A 24306-nucleotide genomic window follows, 5' to 3' on the forward strand; every position below is an offset into this window, starting at 1 on the left:
GCTTTTATCGGTTTTCGTGGGATAAGCCAAAACTCACTCCTGCCCAACGTTTAACTTTAACAGATAAGCAATACACGCTAAAAGACATCATTTATTTCACGTAAGAAATTCCCTCCAATTTTCTTATTATCAGTTATAATAAGAATATATGTTCGGAGGTCAATAATTTTGAAATTAGAAAGTGAGCAAGACATAATCCAACTTGTGAAAGATGATGAATGGATGATGAAAATCTTACAAAACGCCAAATCTTTGAATTTGCCTGACTGGTGGGTCTGTGCGGGTTTTGTTCGTTCAAAAATCTGGGATAAACTTCATGATTATACTGAACGGACACCAATGCCCGATGTTGATGTTATCTATTTCGATAATAGCAATCTCGATGAAAAAGTAGAAAAGCACTTGGAACAAAAACTTAAAAGTATAAACCCTCAAATCCCTTGGTCTGTCAAGAATGAAGCGAGAATGCACGTTGTAAATAACATACCGCCTTATTCTTCATCAACTGACGCTATCTCAAAATTTCCTGAAACAGCAACAGCATTAGGACTCACATTAGATGAGCAAAACAACTTAGTCTTAACAGCCCCTTGTGGAATTGAAGATGTATTAAATTTATTGTTAAAGCCAACACCTTATTTTAAAGAAACAAAAGAAAGAGCAAAAATCTATGAAGAACGTATTGTTAAGAAGGATTGGAAGAGCATTTGGGGCAAGGTAAAGGTTCATCATATTCAACAATCCTACTAAACTTAGCAATTTGCCAAAAACCCAGCGTATGTACGCTGGATTTTTGAGTTTACTTGCGTCAAAAACTAAGTCAATAGTTTTGTCAATATTGATTTTGCACCCAAAAAGGGAACCCGTTAACCTTAGGAGGGGCGGTCTATTTGTGTTTAGCGGACAGTTATCCCCCAGCCCTCACAGCCACACCATGCTTCGTCTTGATGTACACCATCGTCCAATAGTCCAGCCGGGGCACGACGAATCGCAGATAGCTGCCCTGATGGTCATCCTTCGGCACCCAGTCGAAGGCCAGCGCCTGCGCCTGCATCGAGTCGCCGTCCGGGGACGTCCAGTAGACGCCTTCGACCGCCTCCAGCATCTCGACCTTCACCTCGATCGCCTCGGTCAGCGTCGGCGGCTGCGACTTGCCCGCGTGCCAGGTCAGATTGTCCAGACCGCGAACATTGATGAGATGAATGATCGTATAGCCCGGCCGCTCCTTGACGATATTCCAGACGGAGTCCGGCGTCAGGTCCGGGGCGAATCGCACACCGTCACTGGCGAAGACGATCTCCGTGTTGATGCCGCCGGCAAAGGTCATGGAGATGTCCTCCAGCCTGAGGTCGAACAGCAAATTGCGGTACATGACGATGAAGTCGTAGTAGCGGGTCAGCGTCAGGGAGAACGCATCAGATACCTGGCCATAATTCGGATAATAGGAGTCTGCCAGCACATTGCCCTGCTCGCCCAGCAGCAGATGATAGCCGCCGCTCGCAAAGATCGACGCCATCGCCACGGTCGCCCCGATCTCCGCTTCCGCCTGCGGCACGCCGCTGTCCTTCTGGAAGCACGGCAGATAGGCGGCAAGGATGACCTGCTTTCCCGACAGCTCGCGGGCGCGGTCGATATTTTCCTTGAGCTGCGCAAGTGTCGCTACGGGATCCCACACCTCGATATACATCGCATCCTGCGGCGTGGCCGCGGTCGTATGAACGGGATAACTGCTTACGTTGTTAAAGATTAACCCCGCTGAAGGCAGCGCCTCCCGCGTCTGGCCGATGAAGGAAGGGTAGCTCTCCTTCAGCCGCACGACCTCCTCGCGGCCATCCACCCGGCGGATCGCCTGCTTCGGGAAGCCGTATTGATCGAGATGCAGGCCGTGAAAGCCAAGCCCAATCACCTTGGCGAACTCCTGCAGAATATGCTGCGTCCAGGCCGAGTCCGGGGAGATGTCCATGATGTGATAGTAATCGCCAAGCTTGTACGGCTGACCGCCGTTATTATAGAGCAGCTGCTCCGGGTGCGCCTCCGCATAGTCGGACAAGCTGGCATAGACCGCGGCATAGGCCATGGCCGCCATACCGCCCGCCTCCAGCCCCTGGATCTTGCGGCTGACGACCGAGAGCGAGATGCGCCGACCCAGCGGCTCCGTGAATTCATCCTCGGCATCCGGCACCAGCTGGTCATGGCGATACATCCAGTCGTAGAACTGGACGATGTTGATATGATGGCGGCGCAGGAAGGCGAGATCGCTGTCATCCGTATCGCCGGGCGCGAAGTCGCTCAGGAAGCCATAACGCGGCGCCTCCCGCCAGTGCTCGGCGACATCGAAGGCGATCTCCCCGCGCAGCTCCTGCCCTTCTTCATCTCTGACGGTCAGGAAAAAGCCGTACGCGCCGCCGCCATCGGATATAGGATCCAGCACCAACGTCTGTGTATCCGGGCGATCTGCTTGTTCGATAGAAGCGGCCGCCTCCAAGCGGCTATCGCCTGCCTCCGTCATCCGACCAGGCACCTCCAGTACACTGTGCCGGGCGATCCCCTGCGTCTCCGCTTCACCGTCCGCCAAACCGTCCCGCCCAGCGGCCTTTTCGCCTTGCAGCGTGCCAGCTGCCCTCGCCACCTGTCCTACGATCCAAGAGCACCGGCGCACCGGCTGCTCCAGATCCATCACCACCCACTCGCATGCGATCGGCCCCCTGAGACCGGCCGGCAGCGTCACTTGGATCGTTATCTTCTCCCCGGGACGATACATCGCCCGGTCCGTCTCCAGTTGAATCCCTTTCATTATCCCTTCACACCGCCTTCGGTCACATTCGGATTGACGAACTGTTTCTGAAATACTGTAAAAATCACGAGAATCGGCAGCAGCGCGATGATCGAGGCTGCAAAGAACAAGCCGTAATACGTGGCATACTGTCCCCGGAACAGCTGCAGCGCGATCGGCAGTGTCCGGTTGATCTCGGTTTTGATAATCGTCAGCGCCACGATGAACTCATCCCAGGTCCCCGAGAAGGCGAAGATGCCCAAGGTGCCGATCGCCGGCAGCGACAGCGGGATGTAGATCTTGTAGAACATCGTCCAGCGGCTGCCGCCGTCCATGATGATCGACTCCTCCAGTTCCACCGGGATCCGCTCGAAGAAGCCGCGCAGGAAAAACGTGCTCCCCACGACGCCCGTCCCGATATACAGCAGGATCAGACCTGGATACGTATCGACCAGATTGACCGCCTGGATGACGGTAAACTGCGGAATGATATTAAGAATTGCTGGCACGAACATGGTGAACAGGAACAGCTTGAACAGGAATTCCTTTGCCGGGAACTGGAAGCGCGCGAACGCATAGGCCGTCGAGGCCGCCAGCGACAGCGACAGCACCATTGTCACCGAGGCGATGAACATACTGTTCAGAAAGTAGCGGCTAAAATTGTTTTTGGACCAGGCGTCCGAGTAATTGACCAGGGTCTTCTCGGCTTGCAGCAGCTTGGTCGGGCTGGGCAGACTGAAGTTGTCGGTCGTCAGGGACGTCATCACCATGTAGACGAACGGCCCGATGACGACGAAGATGCCCAGCACCAGCAGCGTATGAACGGCCCAGGTGGACCATTTGGCCATGATGTCTCCCTCCAAAGCCCTGCCCGCCCGCATGATACTGATGCGCCAAGCGGACGAGGGGGTTAATATTCGATGCGGTCCTTGCCGAACGTCCGCTGCTGGCTGTAGGTCATCACGAAGATCAACAGCCCCATCATGACACTGATTGCCGAAGCATAGCCGAAGTCGAAGAACTGGAAGGCGTGACGGAACATATACGTGCTCAGCAGATGCGTGGAGTCCATCGGGCCGCCCTCGGTGATCAGGAACACCTGGATGAACGCCTGGAACGAACCGATGATCAGATTGATCAGCACGTACGTCGTCATCGGGCGCATGAGCGGCAGCGTAATGTGCAGGAAGGTGCGGACGCCCTTGGCGCCGTCGATCGACGCAGCCTCGTAGAGGGACTTGGGCACCGACTGCAGCGCGGCCAGATACATGATCATGACCCAGCCGACGCCTTTCCAGATGCTCACCAGCCAGACGACGAGATTGGCCGTCCAGGTATTCTGCAGCCAGTTGATCGGCGCGGGCAGCACATGCAGCAGGTCGACGAGCAGATAATTGACCATGCCGCTGGCGCTGTCTGTGAACAGGAACTTGAACAGATACGAGACGACGATCCAGGAGCTGATGACCGGCAGGTAATAGACGAAACGGAAGAACAGCCGGAAGCGGATCGTGCGCATGTTGACCATCATCGCGACGATGACGCCTAGCAGCCATTGTCCGGGCACCGTTACGAGGGCGAACAGAACGGTATTGCGCAGCGCGATCAGCACCTTGGGATCCTGGATCGCCCGCACATAGTTGTCGAAGCCGACGAACAGACTCGCCTCGGGAGCCAGCACTTTGTATTCGAAAAAGCTGATATAAATCCCTTTGACCAGCGGGTAGAGGACGAACACGATGGTCAGCAGCACGCCCAGCGACAGATAAGGCGCGACCTGCACGTATTGCCTGATGGCTCTTCTCATGAAGCTTCACTCCTGCGGCGCCGGCCAGAGCGGATGGCCGGCTTGGTATATTCTGCGCTTGCAGGGCGAGAGGCAACCGGCAGCATGTGCGCCGGCCTCTCCATTAGACTAGCTGCGGGCAAGCAGGCCGTCGATCTCTGCCGCTGCGGCATCCAGCGCCGCTTGCGGCTCAGCCTGCCCCCGCAGTGCCGCCTCAAAAGCCGTCTGGAACGCCTGGCTGATCTTATCCCACTCGGCGCTTGGCGTCCGGGCCAGCGCTGTCTCCAGCTCCTCGACATAGGCCTGCAGATACGGGATCTCCTTCAGCTCATCCGCTTGTGCGGCGGCGCGGTTGGTCGGGATAGCGCCGGTCTTGACGGCCATCAGCACCTGGATCTCCTCGGTAGACATGAACTGGGCGAACTGCCAGGCGGCATCCGGCTCCTTGGCGCCTTTGAAGATGACCAGGTTCTGACCGCCGATGACGGAGTGGCTGCTGCCGTCCGGACCACTCGGCATCTTGGCCGGGATCATCGTCTCGGCGACGCTATCCCCAAGGATGCTGAAGAACCATGGGCCGTCGTTGATCATCATATAAGTGGCCGGCGTGCCTTCCTCGCCGCGCAGGCCTTCCCAGGTGCCCGGCTGTCCGGCCAGGATCGGCGGCGCCAGCAGCCCTTCGTCATGCCAGCCGATGATCGTCTCCAGCGCCTGCACGCTCTCGGGGCTGTTCAGATAACCGGTAGCCTTGGTATATTCGTCATCCGTAATCCGGCCGCCCAGCGACCAGAACCACGGCGGCATATTCCAGGCGTCGACGCCGCCGATGGTGATGCCGAACTTGCCCGGATCCTTCTGCTGGAGCGCCCGCGCCAGATCGGCGAGCTCCTCCATCGTCTGCGGCGGCTCGGTGGCGCCGGCCTCCGCCAGCAGTTCCTTGTTATAGATGGCGATCTTCGTATTGGTATCCAGCGGGATGCCGTAGTACTGACCGTCATAGAAGTTGGTCGATACCGGCGCTTCGAACGAAGCGTCCTTCAGGGCGGCGAAATCCGGGAAGCCGTCGACCGGCTGCAGCGCCTGCTCGCGGGCAAACTTCGGAATCCACGTGTTGTCCATCCGCATGATGTCCGGCGCGACATTGCCCGCGACGGCCGTGATTACCTGCTGCTCCAGATTCTCCGTCGGCATGCGGGTCGGATTGACGGTCAGATGCGGATACTGCTTCTTGAACTTCGGCAGCACCTCTTCCAGCAGCACCTGCTCTTCGCCTTCGCCGTAGGCATGCCAGAATTCAATCGTCGCCGCTTTGGCCTCGGGCGGCGGCGTCCCCGTTCCCGCGTTCGTACCTGTATTGGTGCCGGTGCTGCTGCCGCTATCCGCCGGCGGTGTATTGGCCGGACTGCTCGAGCAGGCCGTGCCGAGCATGGCGGCTACCAGCAGGACCGCCGAGGTTTTAGTCAACCAGGGTGAGCGCGCTTTCATATTTCTAATCCCCCTATACTTTGGTGTGTGACGCACCTTCAGTATAGACGCAAAAGGACCATCCGGAAGATGGCCCTACGTTCGGGTTTGGTACGCTTTATTCATGAATTTGGCGCGCAAGCGGATGCCCGTTGTCAGTGTGGTGCGATAATTACCGGCGCCCCGGAATATTAGCGACCTTCAAGGATCAACGCTTAGTTGTTTTCTTCGATCATTTCCTTCAATTGATCCAATTTGCTTCCAGACACCTCCGTCTTGCCTTTCATCTGTGTGACACTGCTGCTGCTTGCCTGGGCTATACGACTGCCCATCACGTCCGCTTCCCGCTCCAGCTGCGGGTCTTCGTTGACCGCCATCTCCTTCAATTGCGCTGTTGGACGGACACGCCCTTGCGCCTGCTGCACGATATGCCAAGCCTCATGCGGGAGATGCTGCTCCTGTCCTGCTCCGAGATGGATATCCGTTCCATGCGCATAAGCCGCCGCGTTCAACTGGTCTGGTTTGGGGGAGTTATAATGCACGTTGACATCATCCATACTTATCCCGGAGAGGCTTTCGATCCCGCTCTTCAACGGGGCCGGCAGGCCGTTATCCTTTGCCTTCCTTTGCAACGGGGCGGACTTGGCTGACCGCGACGCCTTCATCAACTGCCCGATGGCCTTATTGCCGATGCCGCTCTGGAGCTGACTGATGCCCCCCTGCGACGGCAGCGGGCTCGGCTCGACGCGCTGGGACAACCGACTGTTTTTCTCCTGTGACTGCGCGCTTCTGGCGTCATATCGTTGCATAACATACCTCCGGCTTACGCCACTGTAGATTTGGATTGCTCCGCAATCCGATTAAGCTCGTCCGAACCGTTGCCCGGCGCGATGCCGTGCCCTGCAGACTACAGCGTATCCATGTCATTGATAATCAGTGTAAATGATGGCGCAATCTAGCGCAATGCCCAAGCGGAGCCCATCGCAACGCAAAAAACGGTCACTTAGGCGATGGGAGTGGATCACTATCCGTTTGCAGCTTTTCTCACCGGCAGCAGCTTCGGTGCTGCAGCCGCTACCCTTCCGCCAGCAGGGCGTCGATGCGCGCCGCAGATGCCCGGACCGCCTCCTCCAGCGGCTGCTCGCCGGTGAGGATGCGCTCGATCATCCGCGCGAACTCGTCGTCGATCTGCGTCCACGCCGGGACCGGCGGCCGCGGCAGCGCCCGGTCCAACTGGTCCGCATACGGCGCGAACCATGCTTCGCCGCCCTCCGGCTGGACCTCCCGGATCGTCGGGATGAGGCCGGTGCGGGCCATCAGCAGCTGCGGCTCAGGCTGCATCATCCAGCGGATGAAGCGCCAAGCTTCCTCGGGATACTTGGCGTTGCCGAATAACACCAAGTTCTCGCCTCCGATGATGGACGTACCCTGCCGGACATCATCCGGGAACGGCGCCACGACCATATCCGACAGCACCTCCGCATGCTCGCCCTCCCGGTTGGCCGAGTAGAACCAATGAGCTTCGTCGATCATGAGCAGCTCGCCCTTGAGGATGCCGTCCCAGGTGCCCGGATCGCCGGTCAGGATCGAGCGGCTGACGATGCCCCGCTCGACCCAGTCCTGCAGCTTGGATATCGCCGCCAGACTCTGCGGACTGTCCAGGTAGCCGCTCGCCCGCGTGTAGCCCTCGTCGGTCAACTGCCCGCCGAATGTCCAGAAGTACGGCAGCGTACCCCAGGAGGCTGCGCAGCAGATGCCGACGCTGGACAGCCCGGGATAGACGTCGCCAAGCCTCTCCTGCGCTGCGACCAGCTCATCGAAGCTCCCCGGCGGCTCGGTCCGTCCGGCCTCCCGGAGGAGCCGCATATTGAAGATAGCCGCTTTGGTATTGGCATTGACTGGGAGGCCATAGTAGCCGTCGCCATACCGGTTGGTCTCGATGAGCGAGCCGATGAACTGCGCCTTCATCGCCTCGAAGCCCTCCAGGCCGGACAGCTCGGTCAGCAGGCCTTGCTTGGCGAACTCCGGCACCCAGATGATATCCATCCGCATCACATCCGGCTGCTGGCCGTCGGCTGCGGAAGCCATGACATTGGACTTGAGCTGCTCCGTGTAGTCTTTGCGTACGGCATGGATGCGGATATCCGGATGCGCTTCCTCGAAGAGCGGCAGCACCTCCTCGCGGAAGACGCGCTCCTCCAGCTCGCTGTACGTATGCCAGAACTCCAGAACGGCAGCGGCCGCCTCCGGCTGCGGGTCCTCTGCCAGCGGAGGTCCTGTCTCGGGCACGAGGCTGCGCGGCGCGCAGGCCGTCGTCGCCATCGCCAGCAACAGACCAAGGCAGGCTGCACGCCTTAGCCATGACTTCCCGGCCTTGACGGCCCAGCGGCCTGCTTCATGTGTCCCCTGGGCACCATTGCCCCGTCGCCCCTTCCCGCAGGCTGTCGCCGTCCGCCCCTCATCGCTCTTGCTCATCCGTCTCCTCCCCTTCCCGCCTCCGTCTCCGGCGCCCCGCTCGCCGCCTGCAGCCGGTATTCGGCAGGCGTGCAGCCGACCTCCCGCTTGAACAGCTTCAGGAAGTGCTTGGGCGAGTTGAATCCGGACATGAGGCCGATATCGTGGATCTTCAGGCTGGTATCCGCCAGCAGCTGCTTGGCATAATGGACCCGCAGCCGAATGACGAAATCGATGTAATTAAGCCCTGTCCGGCGCTTGAACTGCTCGCTGAAATAGTTTTTGCTCATGTGCACATGATCCGCCACCTTCTGCAGCGACAGCTCGCGCCGGTAATGCTCCTGGATATAAGCCAGCGCCAGCTGAATCATATGCGCACTGCCGGAGTCGACGGGAAGCAGCTCCATGCCCTCGTGCGTCCACTGGCGCTCGTACTCCCGGCTCACCCGATCGATCAGCTCCCGCAGGGTAGGGATCGTGCGGATATGCTGCAGCTGGTCCAGGATCTGCAGCATCATCTGCTCCGACTTGTGCTTGTAGCTGCGCGACCACAGGATGGTCAGCAGACTCTGCGCTTGCGTGACGACTTCAGCCCTGGTATACGTGCGGGCTTGCCAGAGGGCATAGACTCCCTCCAGCACCTTCCTCCCTGCAGTCTGGTCTGCCGTTGCACAGGCGCGGGAGAAGTCCTCGCGCAGCTGTTGGAACGGGCCGTGCCACTCGGCCGGCGGCTGGTCAGACTCCAGCGGCTGGGGCGGTACGATCCTGCCGGCAAAGCACCGGCCTTCGCCGGCGAAGAACGATTCGCAGCTCGCCAGTCTGGCCCAGCGGCAAGCCTCGGGCAGCGTCTTCCAGTGGTGGAACGACGGCGATACGCCTACGGTGAACAACAGCCCCGTCTCCTGCTTCATCCGGCGTTGTGCCTGCTCTATAGCGGCAAAGCCGCCGCTGCCTTGGTCGGACAGCAGCAGCAGGAACTCCTGCTCGCCTACGATAAAGGCCAGGCTGCCCGGGATCCCTTCGGCCAGCGTGGCCATCGCCTTCTCCAGCTGCAGCAGATGATCGAGCGCTCCTTCCGCCTCGCCAGCCTGCGGTACATGGCGCCAGATCGCAGCGATCAGCGGCCCGTGCATCCACTCCGGCATCCACGACGGTACCGACCGGCGACCGGTAAGGATACCCCGCAGCTCGCCCTCCAGGCGCTGCATCCGGGTGCCTTGCTCGATCAGGGCTGCCCGCTCCTCATCCTGCTGCCGCTCTCGCTCCTCATCCAGCTTCGCCTTGCAGGTGCGGACGATGCCCAGCAGGTCTTCAGGCTCCATGGTCGGCTTGAGGAGATAGTCGACGACGACGCCCAGCTTGACGGCCTCGCGGGCATACTCAAAATCATTGTAACTGGACACCAGGATCGCCTGCACCTGCGGATTGAGCGCCTTGGCCTGGCGCACCAGCTCCAACCCATCCATCAGCGGCATCTTGATATCGGTGATCAGGATATCCGCCGGCTCCTCCTGCAGCTTCCGCAGCGCCGCCTCGCCGTTGGCCGCTTCGCCCAGCAGCTGGAGGCCCTCCTCTTCCCAGGCGATGCAGGAGATCAGCCCGTAGCGGATCATCGGCTCGTCGTCGGCGACGAATACTTTATACGGCATCGTCTACATCCTCCTTCATGATCAGTCGCAGCTCGACCATCGTCCCCGCTCCCTGCTCACTGCGGATGCGCAGTCCGCTCTGCTCGCCATAATACAGCTGGATCGTCTCATGCACATGACTCAGGCCGATGCCGAGCATCCCCGAGCGCGCACGCTCCCCCGGCGAGAGCAGCTCGCCCAGCCGTTCCGGCGGGATACCGACACCATCATCCTCGATGCGCAGACAGATCTGCCGGCGGCTGCCGGCCGCTTCCTGGTTGATCGCGATGCCGATCCGGCCCCCCGTCTCCCTGGGCGCGATGCCGTGGAAGATGGCGTTCTCCACCACGGGCTGCAGCAACATGCGCGGGATTGATACATCCAGCAGCGCCGGATCGCAGTGGACCGTCAACTCCAGCTGGGCATCGTAGCGGAAGCGCTGGATGACCATATATTTGTCGATCAGGGTCAGCTCATCGCGGATCGTCAGGAACGGTCCTCTTTTCTCCATGCTGGCCTCCATCAGCTGGACCAAGGCGGAGATGCCGTTATAGACGCCGTCGTACCGCCCCAACTTCACCATCCAGCGGATCGTGGACAAGGTATTGTACAGGAAATGGGGGTTGATCTGGTGCCGCAGCGCCCGCATCTCGGCCTCCCGTTTTTTGGACTCGACCGTGTTGACCTGAAGGATCAGCTGCTCGATCTGGTGCAGCATCCGGTTGAACTGCCGGCTGAGCTGGCCGACTTCATCCTGCGAGGTGACCTCGGTGACGGCGCGGAAGTTGCTCTTCTCGATCTGAGCCATCTGCCGCATCAGCTTCTTGAGCGGCGAGGTGATCCGGCGGGAGAACAGCCAGCTGACGAGCGAGGCCAGCAGCAGCAGGATCCCGGAGTAGAGCCAGATCTTGTACTGGATATTCTGGATATCGCCGACGATCTCCCCGATCGGCACGCTCCCCACCACGACCCAGCCGCTCTCCATGGGCGAAGTTACCGCATAGTAGCGGACGCCGGCCAGCTCCAGCTCGAACTCCGGCGGCAGGCTGCTCCACTGGCGCATCCTCTGCCACGCCTCGCTGACCAGCATCTCGCTGCTCCAGCTCTGGGTGCCGGCGTCAATCATCAGACGATCCTCCGCATCCACGACGAAGAACTTGCCCGTCTTGCCGAGCCGGATCCGCTCGATCGCCTGCAGCACGACATGCCCGTCGAGATTGATCACGATCGCGCCGATCGTCTCCCGCGTCTGCAAGTTCCGCAGCGGCTTCACATACGTCAGCACCAGCTCCGTGTTGGAGCCGCCGCTGAACGGGTCGTACTGCAGCGGCAGCCAGCGGTCATCTGATTCTCCCGACACGACGTCTGTATACCAGTCATGCTCGCTCAGCGTGTACCGTCGCACCTTCGACGTATTGAACATGCCGCTGCCCCAGTTGCTGCCCTCTTCCTTGAGCAGATAGATGCTGCGTATAAAAGAGTTGGTGTAGACGAGATTGTTCAACAGCTGATCCACCGTCTCCTTGATGCGGAACCGCTCGTCCACGGTCAGCGAGCCGCGCGTTTCTTCCTGGATGACCCGCTGGATCGTCGCATCGCGGGAGATCTGCAGACTCATGTCGCTGGCTACAGTCAGGATCAGCGACATATAGTCGGCTGACTGCTTGGCGGACTGTCGCGTCGACTCGCGCACCTGGTCGGCGATGATGCCGGTCGAATCCCGGTAATAGAGCAGGCTCGTAAAGGTGATCGACACCCCGAGCATCAGCAGCATGGTGACGACCAGCTTGGTGGACAGACGACGGCTGAACCAGTTGCGGAGCATCCCCGCTCCCTCCTTCCACTATTACGCCCGGTGAAAAATGCATTGTACCTATATTGTCGTCCATGGCGGCCGGAGTAGTAAAGCAAAAGCAATGCCATCGGGCAAACTGGCGAATGCTGCTTCCAAGAATGAAGAAAACCCTATAAAACAAATTGTAAGCGATTGCATAAAGTATAACACGTTTGCGGATTCAGCACGAAAAATTGGAGTAGACCTGCTCCGTTCGCCTTTAACCGCACTGGAGGCTAAATGCTCTCGTTCATACCTTGGATGGAGCGCGGTGAACGGCCAGCCCGGTCGCTGAAGCGACCGGCAAGGTGAAACGGCTATCGCCGTCCTCTGGCGGCGTCGCAAGTTTCATTCCGGAGAAATAGAAGCCAAGTAGATGTGTAAACATATACTTTCTTACTAGAGTGAAAGGCTGGGTGGAGCCCAGCCCCTCCTCATCAAACCGTACGTGAGGTTTTCCCTCATACGGCTTTCCGATGTTCGTCATTCATGTGCATGCAGATTACAAAAGCGTTTTAAGTCCGCATTGTGTGGTCAACAACCTCACTTCGCGTAACGAACTCATCCATCGGGATCGTTGACGCTTCTTGGCATACCATTTTGTGAGTCGCTGGAGGATGTACCAGTCCAGCTTTGCCATCATCTTTTTGCTGTAGGCGGTATAATAATAATTGCGCCAGCCTTGTATTTTCGGGTTTAGATATTCCAGATGCTCGTGGAATGACTTATGCCGCATGCTCGGTGGAGCGAGTCGCTCCTTCACGACCTCTCTAATTCGCTCTTCGGCCTTCCGGCACAACCACTGCTGGGTCGTAAAGTATACTTTACCCTTGGATGTCTCCGCTTTCGTCTTTCGATGGTGCATGCCTAGGAAGTCGAAGCCTTCTTCTCCTGTCCATAGTCCGACAATACGCGTTTTGGTTGGATGCAGCGTTAACTCTAGGCGTTCCATGATTGCTCTAATGAGTTCACATGCCCGATCCGCATCCTTCTTCGTCTTGCAGATGACTACGAAGTCGTCTGCGTAACGCGTCAGTTGCCCAACCTTACTACCATGTCGTTCCCAAAGGATGTCAAAGTAATTTAGGTAGATGTTCGCAAGTAGCGGAGAAATGACTCCACCTTGAGGTGTGCCTAAATCTGAGCGTCGAACGTTTCCTTCTTCCATAACCCCCGCACCTAACCACTTCCTCACCAGCTTCAAGATTCGCCTGTCGCTAATTCGCATTTCCACCAGCTTCATGAGCTTCTCTTGATTGATGTTGTCGAAGTAACCTTGGATGTCGACGTCGACCACCCAATTTCCTTTGCGGTTGCATGCTTTTCGGATACGTTCCAGCGCTCCCTTCGCACTTCTCTTTGGCCGAAACCCGAATGACGTTTCCTGAAAATCCGTTTCGAAGATGGGCTCAATGACGAGCTTGGTTGCCATCTGAATGACGCGGTCTCTGACCGTAGGAATACCTAGCGGTCGCTTTTTGCCATCCTTCTTTGGGATGTAGTGGCGTCTTACTGGTTGCGGACGATATTCGCCTTCTTTAAGTAGCCGCTGACATTCGTGCACGAAGAGTGCCTCTCCTTGCTTTTCGATGTCCGCTAGCGTTTCTCCGTCTACTCCAGCTGAGCCCTTGTTGGCTCGTACTCTTTGCCATGCTTCCCACAGAAAGTCTAGCCGGTAGACCTTGTCATACAGTGCGTGAAATCTTCGCTTCTTGTTTTCCTTGGCCGCATGACCTAGTTTCTCTTGGAGTTGTTGAACGTTTTCCTTTGGTGTTGTTAGCCTTTTGGCATTCACTGACTCGTACCTCCTTAAGAAACGTGAACAAAGCAGGGCGCCTTCCCTCCCGCAGGTTGTGTTGTCCTGCGTTCATCGGTACTATGAGCCCCTCGGACTCCCTTCCTGCAGATGGTTCATTTCACCTTCTGGGCTTATAGAGCATCTCGCTACGAAAAAAAAACTTCGTGCAGGTGAGGGCCTCCCCAGTTCACTGCATCTTCTTTCATACCATGCCGATTCCCTTACGCCGGGGGATTCTTCACTACCGTTCCAAGTTCTATGCAGCTTCCATGGCCTTCGTCCAAAAACACGAGACTCGGCATCCCCTCTTCCCTCTTGCGAGGCCTTTTTGACGACGCGGCAGAATTCACTTTATGTTACGGCCTGGTACGTTGCTCGCCCCGTCTCTGACGGGTACTTTCGTCGATACGCTTTTACGTGAAGATTTCGCCTTACGCAAGTATCCTAGCTACGCGGGGGCTTGGCCCCTCCCGCGACCGGACTTTCACCGGCTAGAAGATGCGTGCCTCTGGGCACGCTATTTCAAAAAAGGCCCGGGAAGCCGCAATGACGGCAGTGCCCGGACCTTTGCCTTATGGTCGTTCATGATCGCTTACCAGGGAGAGAAACAGCTGAGCAATGGTCAGGATGGCCCGTTCATCCACATCGAACCTGGGGTGATGGTGGGGAAAGACCGCGTCGATGTCCGGATTGCGGCCGCCAGCCCAGAAGAAGGCGCCTGGACATTGCTCCAGATAGTAGGCGAAATCCTCCATCCCCATCGAAGGCGCGTCGTGGATGACGTTATCCGCTCCGATGAGCGCCTCTGCGAGCTGGCTGACGCGAGCGCTCTCTTCCGGTCTGTTCCACAACGCCGGGTAGCCTCGCGTGTACTGGTAGCGGTGCTCCGCTCCCGCACAGTCACACGCGGCAGCGGTCATGCGGCCGATGGTCTGCTCCACCTGATCGCGAATGGCAGGATCAAATGTGCGCACTGTACCGGTCAGCCGTGCCGTATCGGGAATGATATTATAGGCGTTCCCCCCTTGGAAGGATCCCACCGTAACGACGGCCGACTGAAGCGGATCGATCTGCCGGCTGACGATGAGCTGCAGCTGCAGCAGCAGTTGGGAGCCGATGATGAGCGGATCAACTGTAAGCTGGGGCATGGCGCCGTGTCCGCCTTTGCCCATGATGTCGATCGCAAACGTATCTCCGGCGGCTGTCCGATAGCCTTCTCCTACAGCTACCGTACCAGCAGGATACTGCGATCCGACATGCGCAGCGTAGATGAAATCGACCCCCTCCAGACATCCGTCCTTGATCATAGGAAGCGCCCCTCCGGGGATGACTTCTTCAGCGAACTGATGGATGAAGACCACCGTGCCATGAAGCTTGTCCCTATGGCGGCTTAGTACCTTTGCGGTCCCCAGCAGCGCGGCGGTATGCAGATCGTGACCACAAGCATGCATGACGCCCTTCACAGTCGATCGGTAGGCTACTGTCTTGGCGTCCTCGATAGGCAAGCCGTCAAAATCCGCCCGGAACGCAATCGTCCTGCCCGGCTCGGCGCCCTCAAGTACAGCAACTACCCCACGGCCCCCGACACCGGTTCTCACATCAAGACCAAGCTTGCGATGGTAGGACGCAATAAAGCGAGGGGTTTCGACCTCTTCAAATGACAGCTCCGGATGCATATGGAAATGGCGGCGCAGCGTAACCAGCTCCGGATACAAATCAATCAGTTCCGCAACCAACGAAGGCAACGGCAGCGTCATCCCTTGCCGCCGATCTCAGTCAAAATCCCGGTCAGCTGATCAGGTGCCGAGTAAAAGGGAGAATGGTCGACATCCAGCGTGTATACTTCCTTGCACGGCAGGGCTTCGATCATTTCTTGCTGCGACCGGTGCGTGATGGCTCTGTCTCTTCGGCATGCAACGTAGTAGCGCGGAATACGGCCGTATCGGCCCTCTGTCAGCTTCAGCGGCGTCGGCAGCGGTCCCAGCGACTGCACTCCGAAGCGTGCGATTGCCCGCTCCGCGTCGGCCGGATCGCAGCATGCATAGAAGATCTCCGTCAGCAACGGTCGTGGTACCGTGACGTAGGAGCCATCCTCAGACGGTATCATATTCGGGGCCAGCAGCCCTTCCTCATCGGTCGGAATATTCAGCAGCGACTGGCCGTCTGCGAGCATAAATGCGGTTACGTATACCAGGGCCTGCACCTTGTCCGGACGCTCTTCCGCGACTTGCGATATCGTCACCCCGCCCATACTATGGCCGACCAGAACGACAGGTTCATCTGCCTTGTCCAACAGTTCCAGCGTTTTGTTCACACCGCTCTCCAACGTTACTTCTGAAACCGGGGTATCGTCTGTACCGTTTCCCGGCAGCTCTACGGCGAGCACCCTGTGGCCCGCTTGTTCCAGCTGAGGCACGATTTTTTCCCAGCACCAGGCGCCATGCCAAGAGCCATGGACGAGAACATACGTTGACATCTCGATCACTCCTTCTCCAATGTGAATTAACCTGCCATATCAATGAAATAGATATGTTTCTTTACTTAGTATATAATGTAGCCAGAATTGTACAATGTAGAAAAACACAACTTTCAACAAGATTAATTGTATGTCTATACACTTGTTTGGGGGGCGGAAGCTGTGGATTATGACGATGGATTGACTTCCAATGTAAAGGATGCCGCAGAAACGGAGATGGAGAACTTAACTGCCTGTATCCACGCGGCAACTTCTTCCCTGGAGCTGGGTGAAGTGCTCCGCCGCATCACTTCTTACGCACTCGCCGTGCTGCCATTGGCCGATTGCGGCTTGTTTCAATTGTATGATGATCAGTTGGACTGCCTTTGCAGCAAAGGCAGCGTAGGCATGACGGCTTCAATCGCGCAATTCGCTCCCAAAGAAGGGGAAGGGATAACCGGTAAAGTCTATCAGGACGGACAGCCGCGAATCTTTCATTCGCACGCTGACATCTATTCCTCGATGACCAATATGACTCCGGAGAATTACGCCCATCTCCACGCCGCTCTGGACAGCCGCTTGGTCAAAGCCATGATCAGCGTCCCCGTCTCCGTGGAAGGGACTCGCCTCGGGGTGATGACGGTGTACCAGTTGCACAAAGAAGGAACCGTAACGAGCCGTCACATGAAGCTGCTGCAGACCTTCGCCGCCCAGGCCGGCGTTGCGATCCGCAACGCCAGGCTGCATGAGGAAGTCAAGCTGCGCCTCCAGGAGGTGACCGCGCTAAGCGAGCAGTTGAAAGCGCAAAATACGTACCTGGCCAAGCGCAATGAGATCCACGAGAGGCTGACGCGTCTGTCGCTGCAGGATAGAGGCCTCGCGCCGATCCTGAACGAACTGCAACAGCTGGTCGAGCCGCGTCTGTCGTTTGTCGATATGCTTGAGCTGAAGCACTACCCCGACACGCACGCTCCCCTTCTTATCGGCGTAGAGGAGATTACCTGGCTCTTTGGCCGGCGTACGACGCCCCTCGAAGCGAAGGTGTGGGACAACGCTCAAGGCGAAAAGTCGTTATACCTGCATCCAATCCTCGGCCACGGGACACTGCTGGGCTGTCTTGTTCTTCAGACCGCGACTGCGCCCGAGCGTCTTGAACGCATTGCGCTGGAGCAGTCGGATGCCGTATTGGCACTGGAATTGGTGAAGCGGATGAGCGTGGCGGAGATCTTCTACAAGAAAACCTACGATTATTTCAATCAATTGCTGTATCAGAAAGAAAGCGCGCCCTTGCTGGCCCAAGGCAGAGCATTGGGACTGCATTGGGAAAAGCCGCTGAGGGTAATTGCCGTAGAAGTATCTGCTTACGGCGATTTGCAGTCATTGAACGTCGCCATCCATCGCATCGCATCCCGGATAAGACGCTCGCCGCTCGGGCAAAGCGGCCTGCTGTTCGGCTTTCATGACAAGATCATCCTGACGGCAAATCTCGAAGACGAGTCCCAAGGCGATGCTTGCGAGCGCACATTAGCATCTTTGATCGCCCCGTACGAGGGGTTCAATGGCATCCGCTTGAAGGCGGGTCTGGGGACTGCCGGAACCGGCGCGGCGCATGTGGCGAGGAGCCATGAAGAGGCACTCCAAGCGTTAGCCTATATGGAGAAGAGCGGCCACAGCAAGGTCATGCGGTATGAGCGGATCGGAGTCAACCGCCTATTCCTCAATCGACACCCCGAAGAGGTGGCGCGATTCACGGAACAGCTGCTTATGCCCCTTCGCACCCACCGCCATAGCGAGGAGCTGCTGCGGACACTGCGCATCTATGTGATGACGAACCAATCGGCCCAACAGAGCGCAGTTGAACTCCATGTGCATATTAACACCCTCTATCAGCGCATCGGCAGAATCGAAGAAATGCTGGGGTTGGATTTCAATCGTTTCGAGGATTATTTGCAAGTGCAATTGGCGGTTCATTTAACAGAAGCCTTTGGCAGGGGCTTCGATTTTAATCGGGAACTTGACGATTACAAGGAACATAATTAGGGAATGGTATAGATAAGAGCTTGACGAAGATTTTGGCCCGTCAGCATACGGCTTGAACCGATTAATGCGCTTACATCGGCCGGAATGAACGAATTTTGACTTAAAATCACCGAAAATGGGTTTTACAACGCACGAAAACAGGAGTAAGATGCCAAGAGTAAGATTAATTCCATTCCCAATTGCATAGAAAAGACGCTGAATCCCTGCATGCAGGGAACGGGGGAACCATCGATAGCCGCCAAAGCGGTTGTCAGGGGTGAATCCTTTCCAGGACGGGTACTCTCAAACCCGAATCCGACAGCTAACCTCGTAAGCGTATTGAGAGAGAGCAACTCCCACTCGTATTTAAACGAGCCCTGGGAGCAGACTTCTCTGCTCCCAGGGTTCTTTATGATGAAACCAGGAGCGCAGGTAATTATAGATTCGTCATCCCATGTCAGACATTACACAAAGGAGCTAGAAGACAATGACTAACGAAGAAAAACTGATGGTATGCATCTCTTGCGGACCTAACGGAGAACGGCTGATCGACCGCGGAAGCCAGCTGGCAGAGGTGCTCGAATCGCCGCTTTATGTGCTGGCCGTCACGCCGGCGGGCAAATCCCAGGTCGACCTGCAGCCCCGGATCGCCTCCTGGCAAGCCAAATGCTCGGAGCAGGGCGCAACGCTGATCGTCAAACAGCCGGAACATCTGAAAATCACCGAACTGATCGCCAAGACGGCCAAAGAGCACGGCATCACCCAGCTGATCCTGGGACAGTGCGGCCAAACGCGCTGGCAGGAGATTACGCAAGGCTCCATCGTCAATGAGCTGCTCAAGAAGATCGAGGATATCGATCTGCATGTCGTCTCCGTCGAGCGCAATGACGTATTGACGCCTGCCAGTGTAGGCGTATAAACGTTATCCCGCAGCAAGAGACGGGCACTGCCGCATGGCACCCCTGTACAGCACCCGTCTCTTCTCCCAACTCGCCTCCTATTTATTCCGCAGCGAGAAGCTGCTCCTGTATTGCCCCGGCGTCATTCCTTCCTGCTTCCGGAAGGAGCGGATGAAATTATGCGAGTTGTTGTATCTGAGCCGGTCGGCAATCTCCTTCACTGTCATCTCCGTCTCCGTCAGCCATTGCTTGGCCATCTGCAGCCGATAGAGCGCCAGATACTCGCTGAAGGTGGAGCCGGTCTCCTTCTTGAAGACGCTGCTCAGATAGCTGGCATTGTAGTGCAGCCTGGCGGCGCAATCCTCCAATGTAAATTCCGCATCATAATGATGCTTGATCAGATCAATAATCTTCTCGGACAGCTTGCGGTCCTGGGAATCGCTTCGCTCGGCGAAGATCTTGACCAGCGGCGTGATCATCCCCTCCCGGAACCAGTCCTCGATCTCCTCGCTGACATGAAGCGACAGCACCTCTTCATATACCGACGCCTTGTGCACGCCTGTCTGACTGAAGCTGACGCCTGCCTCCTGTCCCACGATGAGCAGACGGTTGAGCAGCCGGACCAATGAGATCTGGTATTCCTCCGGATGCCGGATGCCCTGCTTCGCCTCTTCCATCCAGATGCCCAATTGCTGCAAGGCCTCCGCCTCATTGGCGGTTCGAATCGCATCCATCAGCTCATGCTCCGTGCGGTCGGGATATTCGTAGACCAGCGACGGCTTGCCCGAGTTCACGCTGCTGTACGGGATGATGACGCCTTTGCCAAGGCGGATCCGGTGCTTCAGCGCCTCCAGCGCTTCGCTGTACGCTCGCGACGCCAGACGGATATCCTGGAATGGCAGACCCATGCCGATGCTGACGGACAGCTGCAGATACTGCGCCACCAGCTCCTTCACCCGACCAGCCAGCCCATCCGCCGCTTCCTCCGCCTGCGGCAGGTCCGCCGCTTCAAAACCGACCAGCAGCACGAGCGACCGGTCGATAATGACGGCGGGCAGCCTGTTCTCCTTGGAGATGACCTCTTCGGCGATATTCATAATAGCAAACAGCAGCAGCTCGATATCCTTGGCGGCGTACCGTGTATTGTCCAGTGTATCCACCTGGATCGCCAGCACCGTCATCGTACTCCAGCGGCCGGCCTGCTCCGCGAATCCGAAGTAATCCAGCTTCTCCTCGATCTCCTGAGGCCGCAGCGTACTGCTGAGCCAGCGGTAAAGGAACAGCGAGCTGATCTGCTGGGCATGATTGCGCACTTCATGCTCGAGCCGGGAGTTGGAGCGGAAGAGCTGCTTTATGTGCTCCTCGATGACTTGCACCTCGCTCTTGGGCTCGCCGCCCCGGTCAAAGGGAAGCCCGCCGATCGTCTGGACGAGCCGGTTCAGCGGCGAATACAGATTGCGTGTCACCAGCCAGACGAAGAACATCGAGGCTCCGATCAGCCCGATGCAGATGATCAAGGTCAGCCAACCGATCTGCCGCGACTCCTTCGTCAGCTCTTCGATAGAGACGAGTGACAGGTAGACCCAATCGTTAAAGGATGACTTGTAGTACGTCAGCGTATACAGATCCTTATTATGCTCGACCTGCAGCTGACCGTCGGCCTCCTCAAAGCTGATATCCGAGGCGAGCACCGGGTGATCAGCCAGCCGGGTGCCGATCAGCGAGGTGTCCCGGTGAACCATGATCTGCTGCTCCTGGTTCAAGATGATGACCTCTCCCGGCTGCTCGCTGTCCGTGATCATGGCCGCGATACTGCAGGCAGGGATATTGGCCATCGCGAGGCCGTATTTGTCCGTCGGCACGTTGGGAAGCTTGATCATGAAGCTGATCAGATGCGGGCAGCCGTGACTGGATATCGCCTCCGAGAAATCTCCCTTCTGCAGCAGCGTCCAGGATGCCGGATACTCCATGTCCAGAAATGAGAGGAAGGTGTCCCGGTCCGGATATTCGCTGAGCCGTTTAATACCCGAGTTGCGGACCAGCCAATCCTGCCTTTCATTGAATACGATGACCTCCTCCACTTTCGTATCAAAGGACTGCAGATGGACGATTTCGCTGCGGAGATTATTATAAAGCTGAAAATTAACCGCTTCCAACTTATTGTACAGCGCATCTTCCATGACCTGCGTGTCCGCCAGCTTGATCATCGTATGCTCAATGGTCTGCAGGACGAGCTCGATATTGGAATTGACCTGTCTCAGGAACTGCACCTCGCCCTGGCTGACGCGGGTTTGCACCTGATTGGAGGATTGCACGTACGAAAAAGCTCCGATGAACACAACTGGAATAACACTGAGCACGCAGCCAAATAAAATCATTTTGACAAACAGGCTTTTTCGATGCATGGCAACCCACCTCCTTTATTGGCAGCCAGGCGCTTCCTGCCGCTTGCTTCCACTGTAACCGGGCAGATCGTTGATCTGATCGGCGACATTGGCTAATCGATTCCAAAAAATTCTGTCCTGTTTGCTTTAACCCACTCGTTCAATCTATTTATACATATTTCTGAGTAGAGATTGTACTTTTCATACAGATTTTTTACATCCTTCGATAACTTTTTGTCGTTTTCCAAATCAGTTGGACTTACCGCATCATCAATAAGCATTTCTATCTCTTCTAATAGCTCGGGCAGATTCATTTCCTTGAAATATTTCAGCCCATTTTTTATCTTATCCCAAGACTTAAGCTCATTGATATGGTAAGCAGAAAACCAGTAGAATTCTTCCAATGTTTTTGTGTGGTTATGGTACGAATAAAACAAATATAGTCCTTTTTGTCCTTCGCTTAATTGGTTATACATATCGGTTTTAGTTGCGAGATCCTTCCCCTGAACTGCTAAAAGCATTGGCTTTACACAAAGCCAGCTTAAATCCTTACTGTCTACAGCTAATGGGTCGAGCTTAACTTTCATTGAACGCTCCTTTCACTTACCCTTGTAGTATTTACAGACGTGTAGTTTGTCATATTCGGTACGCCATATGACTTTCCTTTTTTTCACCACCAGTTTTTATTCTATACCTCTTGCAGTTCCCCAGTCCAGGCCGGCTTCGATATCAGATCGGCTGCACACGATAAAGAGGATGACCTTATGCAAGGCCATCCATCCTCGTTCTATGTCCACTTCACGCTATCGTCACTCCACCAGAATTGCAAAGCCCCATGCTGGCAAATCCACGGCATCTCCCTGCTCGACGCGGCGGTCACACAGGACATCGGTTGCCGCTCTGTGCGGATAGACGAATTCCTGCGGATCTGCCGAATAGTTGAAATAATATCTGACCTGCCGCCCATCGCGGTTCATGCCGGAACGGACGATCAGTGGGAAAGCCAGCTCTTGATCCATCCCCCATAACCCGGCTGCTGTCACCGCATGCCGCAGCGTGTGCTGCATCGACCGGGCATCCAAAAAGCCGCCGATGTAGGTGGTCTGTCCCTTGCCGTACCGGTTATGCGTGACTGCCGCATACGTCCCCCACTGGGGATGCTCATAGCTTGCCAACACCTGGGCAGTTGTCGGTGTGAGCAGCTCCATCCAGCCCTCGACGCTGCCCCTCTCGCCATCCGGCAGCAGCGGACCGCGCAGCCCGACCTCATGCGGCTTCACGAACTGAGTATACGAGACGCCGCACGCCTCTGCGATCAGCCCCGGCTGGGCAGCCGTACGCACCTTCACCGCCTCGTCGGCGAAGCCGCTTTTGAAGGAGTAGATGACATGCCCGCCGCCGGCGGTATAGGCGTTCAACCGCTCCAGGGTAGCGTCCGGAGCCGCATACAGCGCAGGTACGACGATCAATGCATACTCCGACAACAGCTCCTCGGATGCGTCGACCGGGATGAAGTCGCAGCCGATGTTCATGCGGTACAATGGATCGTACATCGCCCGCACGACATCATTGTAATTCCGGCCATCCGGAAGCTTGAACCACTCGAGAGCCGTCAGCGACTCATTGCTGGTCATAATCGCGGTCTTGTTGGTAACCTTCAGGTCGATCAGCTGATCGCTGAGCCTGGCAAAATCGCGTCCCACCGTCTTCGCTTCCTCATAGACCGGATTGGGCTGGAAATCATGGCTAAGCAAGCCTTTCCAGTACGTCTCGAAGGAATTGTGAATCGAATGCCAGTGCCAATAGGCTACCATGTTGGCTCCCGACGCCAGATGACTGAAGGCAAGCTGCCGCAGCTGTCCCGGGTACGGCGTCCAGTGCGGGAAGGCTTGCGCCTGCGTCTCCATCACGAGATAGTTGCTCCGCTTCAGCGAGCGCGCCATATCGCCGCCGAAGGCCACCTCCGTCCCTGTCAGCTCATGCTGGGAGGGATGATAGATGTCAACGCCAACGATGTCCATCGCCCGGGCCGCCTTGAAATGATCCACCCGGGGCTGGACCCCGTAAGAATAGCCGCGCCACTCGAAGTCGAAGTTCTGCGTGACGAACTGCCCCTCCCGCTTGTACTCGCCCACCAATGCGACCTGCCAGGCCAGGAAGTCGGTCACCAGCTGCCGCTGGAAACGGGCGAATTCCCCGGCAAGACTGCCGTTGATCGTTCCTACCGTCGAAGGAAAATCCTCCCAGCTGTTGATCCGGTTGCTCCAATAGTCCAGTCCGAGCGCATGGTTCAGCTTGTCTGTCGTTCCATACTTCTCCCGCATCGCTTGGACGAATCGCGCCTGCACATTGGGGCCCGCCGTATCGTAGTGCTTGGTCTCATTGTCCACCTGATAGCCGATCACAGCGGGATGACGGCTGACCCGCCCAATCAGCCGCCGGATGATCCGCTCGGCATAGTAGAGGTAGACCGGATGAGCGATATCCATGATCTGCCGCGCACCGTACTTGCCAGGCCCGTTGGCGGTCACTGCCAGCACATCGGGATGCTGCTTGACCATCCAGGTCGGGATCGCATAAGTCGGTGTCCCCACGATCACATGGATGCCCGCCTCATGCATGGCGTCCAGCACCCGATCGACGGACGAGAAGTCGAAGACGCCATTCTGCGGCTCATGAGTGCTCCAGGTCGATTCGGCGATCCGCACCATATTGATGCCCGCCGCCTTCATCATCGCTATATCCTCATGCAGCCGTTCATGCGGCATATATTCATCGTAGTACGCCACACCGTAGATCAATTGATTCAGCA

General features: G+C 57.0%; 17 protein-coding genes and 1 riboswitch. Of the genes, 3 read left to right on the forward strand and 14 right to left on the reverse strand.

The window, feature by feature from the left end:
* Nucleotides 1-222 precede the first annotated feature (222 nt).
* Entirely contained in the window at nt 223-750 is a 528-nt protein-coding gene (locus ABC336_RS11050) for a nucleotidyltransferase family protein (protein ID WP_413242489.1), read from the forward strand.
* Between the two features lie 157 nt (nt 751-907).
* On the opposite strand, the gene ABC336_RS11055 is transcribed toward ABC336_RS11050, so the two are convergent.
* The 11 genes from ABC336_RS11055 to ABC336_RS11105 all read right to left on the reverse strand — a co-directional run bounded on the left by ABC336_RS11055 (nt 908) and on the right by ABC336_RS11105 (nt 16213).
* The gene (locus ABC336_RS11055) at nt 908-2794 is read right to left on the reverse strand and encodes a glycoside hydrolase family 66 protein (RefSeq protein ID WP_413238719.1); all 1887 of its coding nucleotides are present in this window, start codon (nt 2792-2794) and stop codon (nt 908-910) included.
* Nucleotides 2794-3621 (reverse strand): carbohydrate ABC transporter permease, encoded by an 828-nt coding sequence (locus ABC336_RS11060; RefSeq protein WP_413238720.1) that lies wholly within the window; start codon nt 3619-3621, stop codon nt 2794-2796. Before ABC336_RS11060 ends, ABC336_RS11055 begins: the two co-directional genes overlap by 1 nt.
* 62 nt (nt 3622-3683) lie before the next feature.
* A complete protein-coding gene (locus ABC336_RS11065; protein ID WP_413238721.1) occupies nt 3684-4580 on the reverse strand; it encodes a carbohydrate ABC transporter permease in 897 nt (298 codons plus the stop codon).
* A gap of 108 nt (nt 4581-4688) precedes the next feature.
* A complete protein-coding gene (locus ABC336_RS11070; protein WP_413238722.1) occupies nt 4689-6044 on the reverse strand; it encodes an extracellular solute-binding protein in 1356 nt (451 codons plus the stop codon).
* A gap of 194 nt (nt 6045-6238) precedes the next feature.
* Complete coding sequence (locus tag ABC336_RS11075) at nt 6239-6832, reverse strand: eCIS core domain-containing protein (RefSeq protein WP_413238723.1); 594 nt, start codon at nt 6830-6832, stop codon at nt 6239-6241.
* Between the two features lie 265 nt (nt 6833-7097).
* Nucleotides 7098-8498 (reverse strand): extracellular solute-binding protein, encoded by a 1401-nt coding sequence (locus ABC336_RS11080; RefSeq protein WP_413238724.1) that lies wholly within the window; start codon nt 8496-8498, stop codon nt 7098-7100.
* Nucleotides 8495-10126, reverse strand: a complete 1632-nt coding sequence (locus tag ABC336_RS11085) for a response regulator transcription factor (protein ID WP_413238725.1) — start codon at nt 10124-10126, stop codon at nt 8495-8497. Before ABC336_RS11085 ends, ABC336_RS11080 begins: the two co-directional genes overlap by 4 nt.
* On the reverse strand, nt 10116-11930 hold the full coding sequence (locus tag ABC336_RS11090) for a cache domain-containing sensor histidine kinase (protein WP_413238726.1): 1815 nt from the start codon (nt 11928-11930) through the stop codon (nt 10116-10118). The genes ABC336_RS11085 and ABC336_RS11090 overlap by 11 nt, the downstream gene beginning before the upstream one ends.
* 511 nt (nt 11931-12441) lie before the next feature.
* A complete protein-coding gene (ltrA, locus tag ABC336_RS11095) occupies nt 12442-13734 on the reverse strand; it encodes a group II intron reverse transcriptase/maturase (protein WP_413238727.1) in 1293 nt (430 codons plus the stop codon).
* 575 nt (nt 13735-14309) lie between these two features.
* Nucleotides 14310-15494 (reverse strand): M20 metallopeptidase family protein, encoded by a 1185-nt coding sequence (locus ABC336_RS11100; protein WP_413238728.1) that lies wholly within the window; start codon nt 15492-15494, stop codon nt 14310-14312.
* Nucleotides 15491-16213, reverse strand: a complete 723-nt coding sequence (locus ABC336_RS11105; protein WP_413238729.1) for an alpha/beta fold hydrolase — start codon at nt 16211-16213, stop codon at nt 15491-15493. The genes ABC336_RS11100 and ABC336_RS11105 overlap by 4 nt, the downstream gene beginning before the upstream one ends.
* Nucleotides 16214-16375: 162 nt before the next feature.
* Between ABC336_RS11105 and ABC336_RS11110 the strand changes: the two genes are divergently transcribed.
* A complete protein-coding gene (locus ABC336_RS11110) occupies nt 16376-18232 on the forward strand; it encodes a helix-turn-helix domain-containing protein (protein ID WP_413238730.1) in 1857 nt (618 codons plus the stop codon).
* Nucleotides 18233-18415: 183 nt separating this feature from the next.
* A riboswitch (cyclic di-AMP (ydaO/yuaA leader) is annotated at nt 18416-18564 on the forward strand.
* Nucleotides 18565-18698: 134 nt separating this feature from the next.
* Complete coding sequence (locus ABC336_RS11115) at nt 18699-19130, forward strand: adenine nucleotide alpha hydrolase family protein (protein WP_413238731.1); 432 nt, start codon at nt 18699-18701, stop codon at nt 19128-19130.
* A gap of 78 nt (nt 19131-19208) precedes the next feature.
* Here ABC336_RS11115 and ABC336_RS11120 read toward each other — a convergent pair whose 3' ends face one another.
* From ABC336_RS11120 to ABC336_RS11130, 3 genes are all read right to left on the reverse strand, one after another.
* Nucleotides 19209-21515: a helix-turn-helix domain-containing protein gene (locus ABC336_RS11120; RefSeq protein ID WP_413238732.1), complete on the reverse strand. Its 2307-nt coding sequence runs from the start codon at nt 21513-21515 to the stop codon at nt 19209-19211.
* 92 nt (nt 21516-21607) lie between these two features.
* Nucleotides 21608-22081, reverse strand: a complete 474-nt coding sequence (locus tag ABC336_RS11125; RefSeq protein WP_413238733.1) for a hypothetical protein — start codon at nt 22079-22081, stop codon at nt 21608-21610.
* Between the two features lie 222 nt (nt 22082-22303).
* Nucleotides 22304-24304 (reverse strand): beta-galactosidase, encoded by a 2001-nt coding sequence (locus ABC336_RS11130; protein WP_413242490.1) that lies wholly within the window; start codon nt 24302-24304, stop codon nt 22304-22306.
* Nucleotides 24305-24306: the final 2 nt, after the last annotated feature.

Origin of the sequence: Paenibacillus jepli (assembly GCF_047238105.1) — a bacterium.
GTDB lineage: Bacteria > Bacillota > Bacilli > Paenibacillales > Paenibacillaceae > Paenibacillus_D.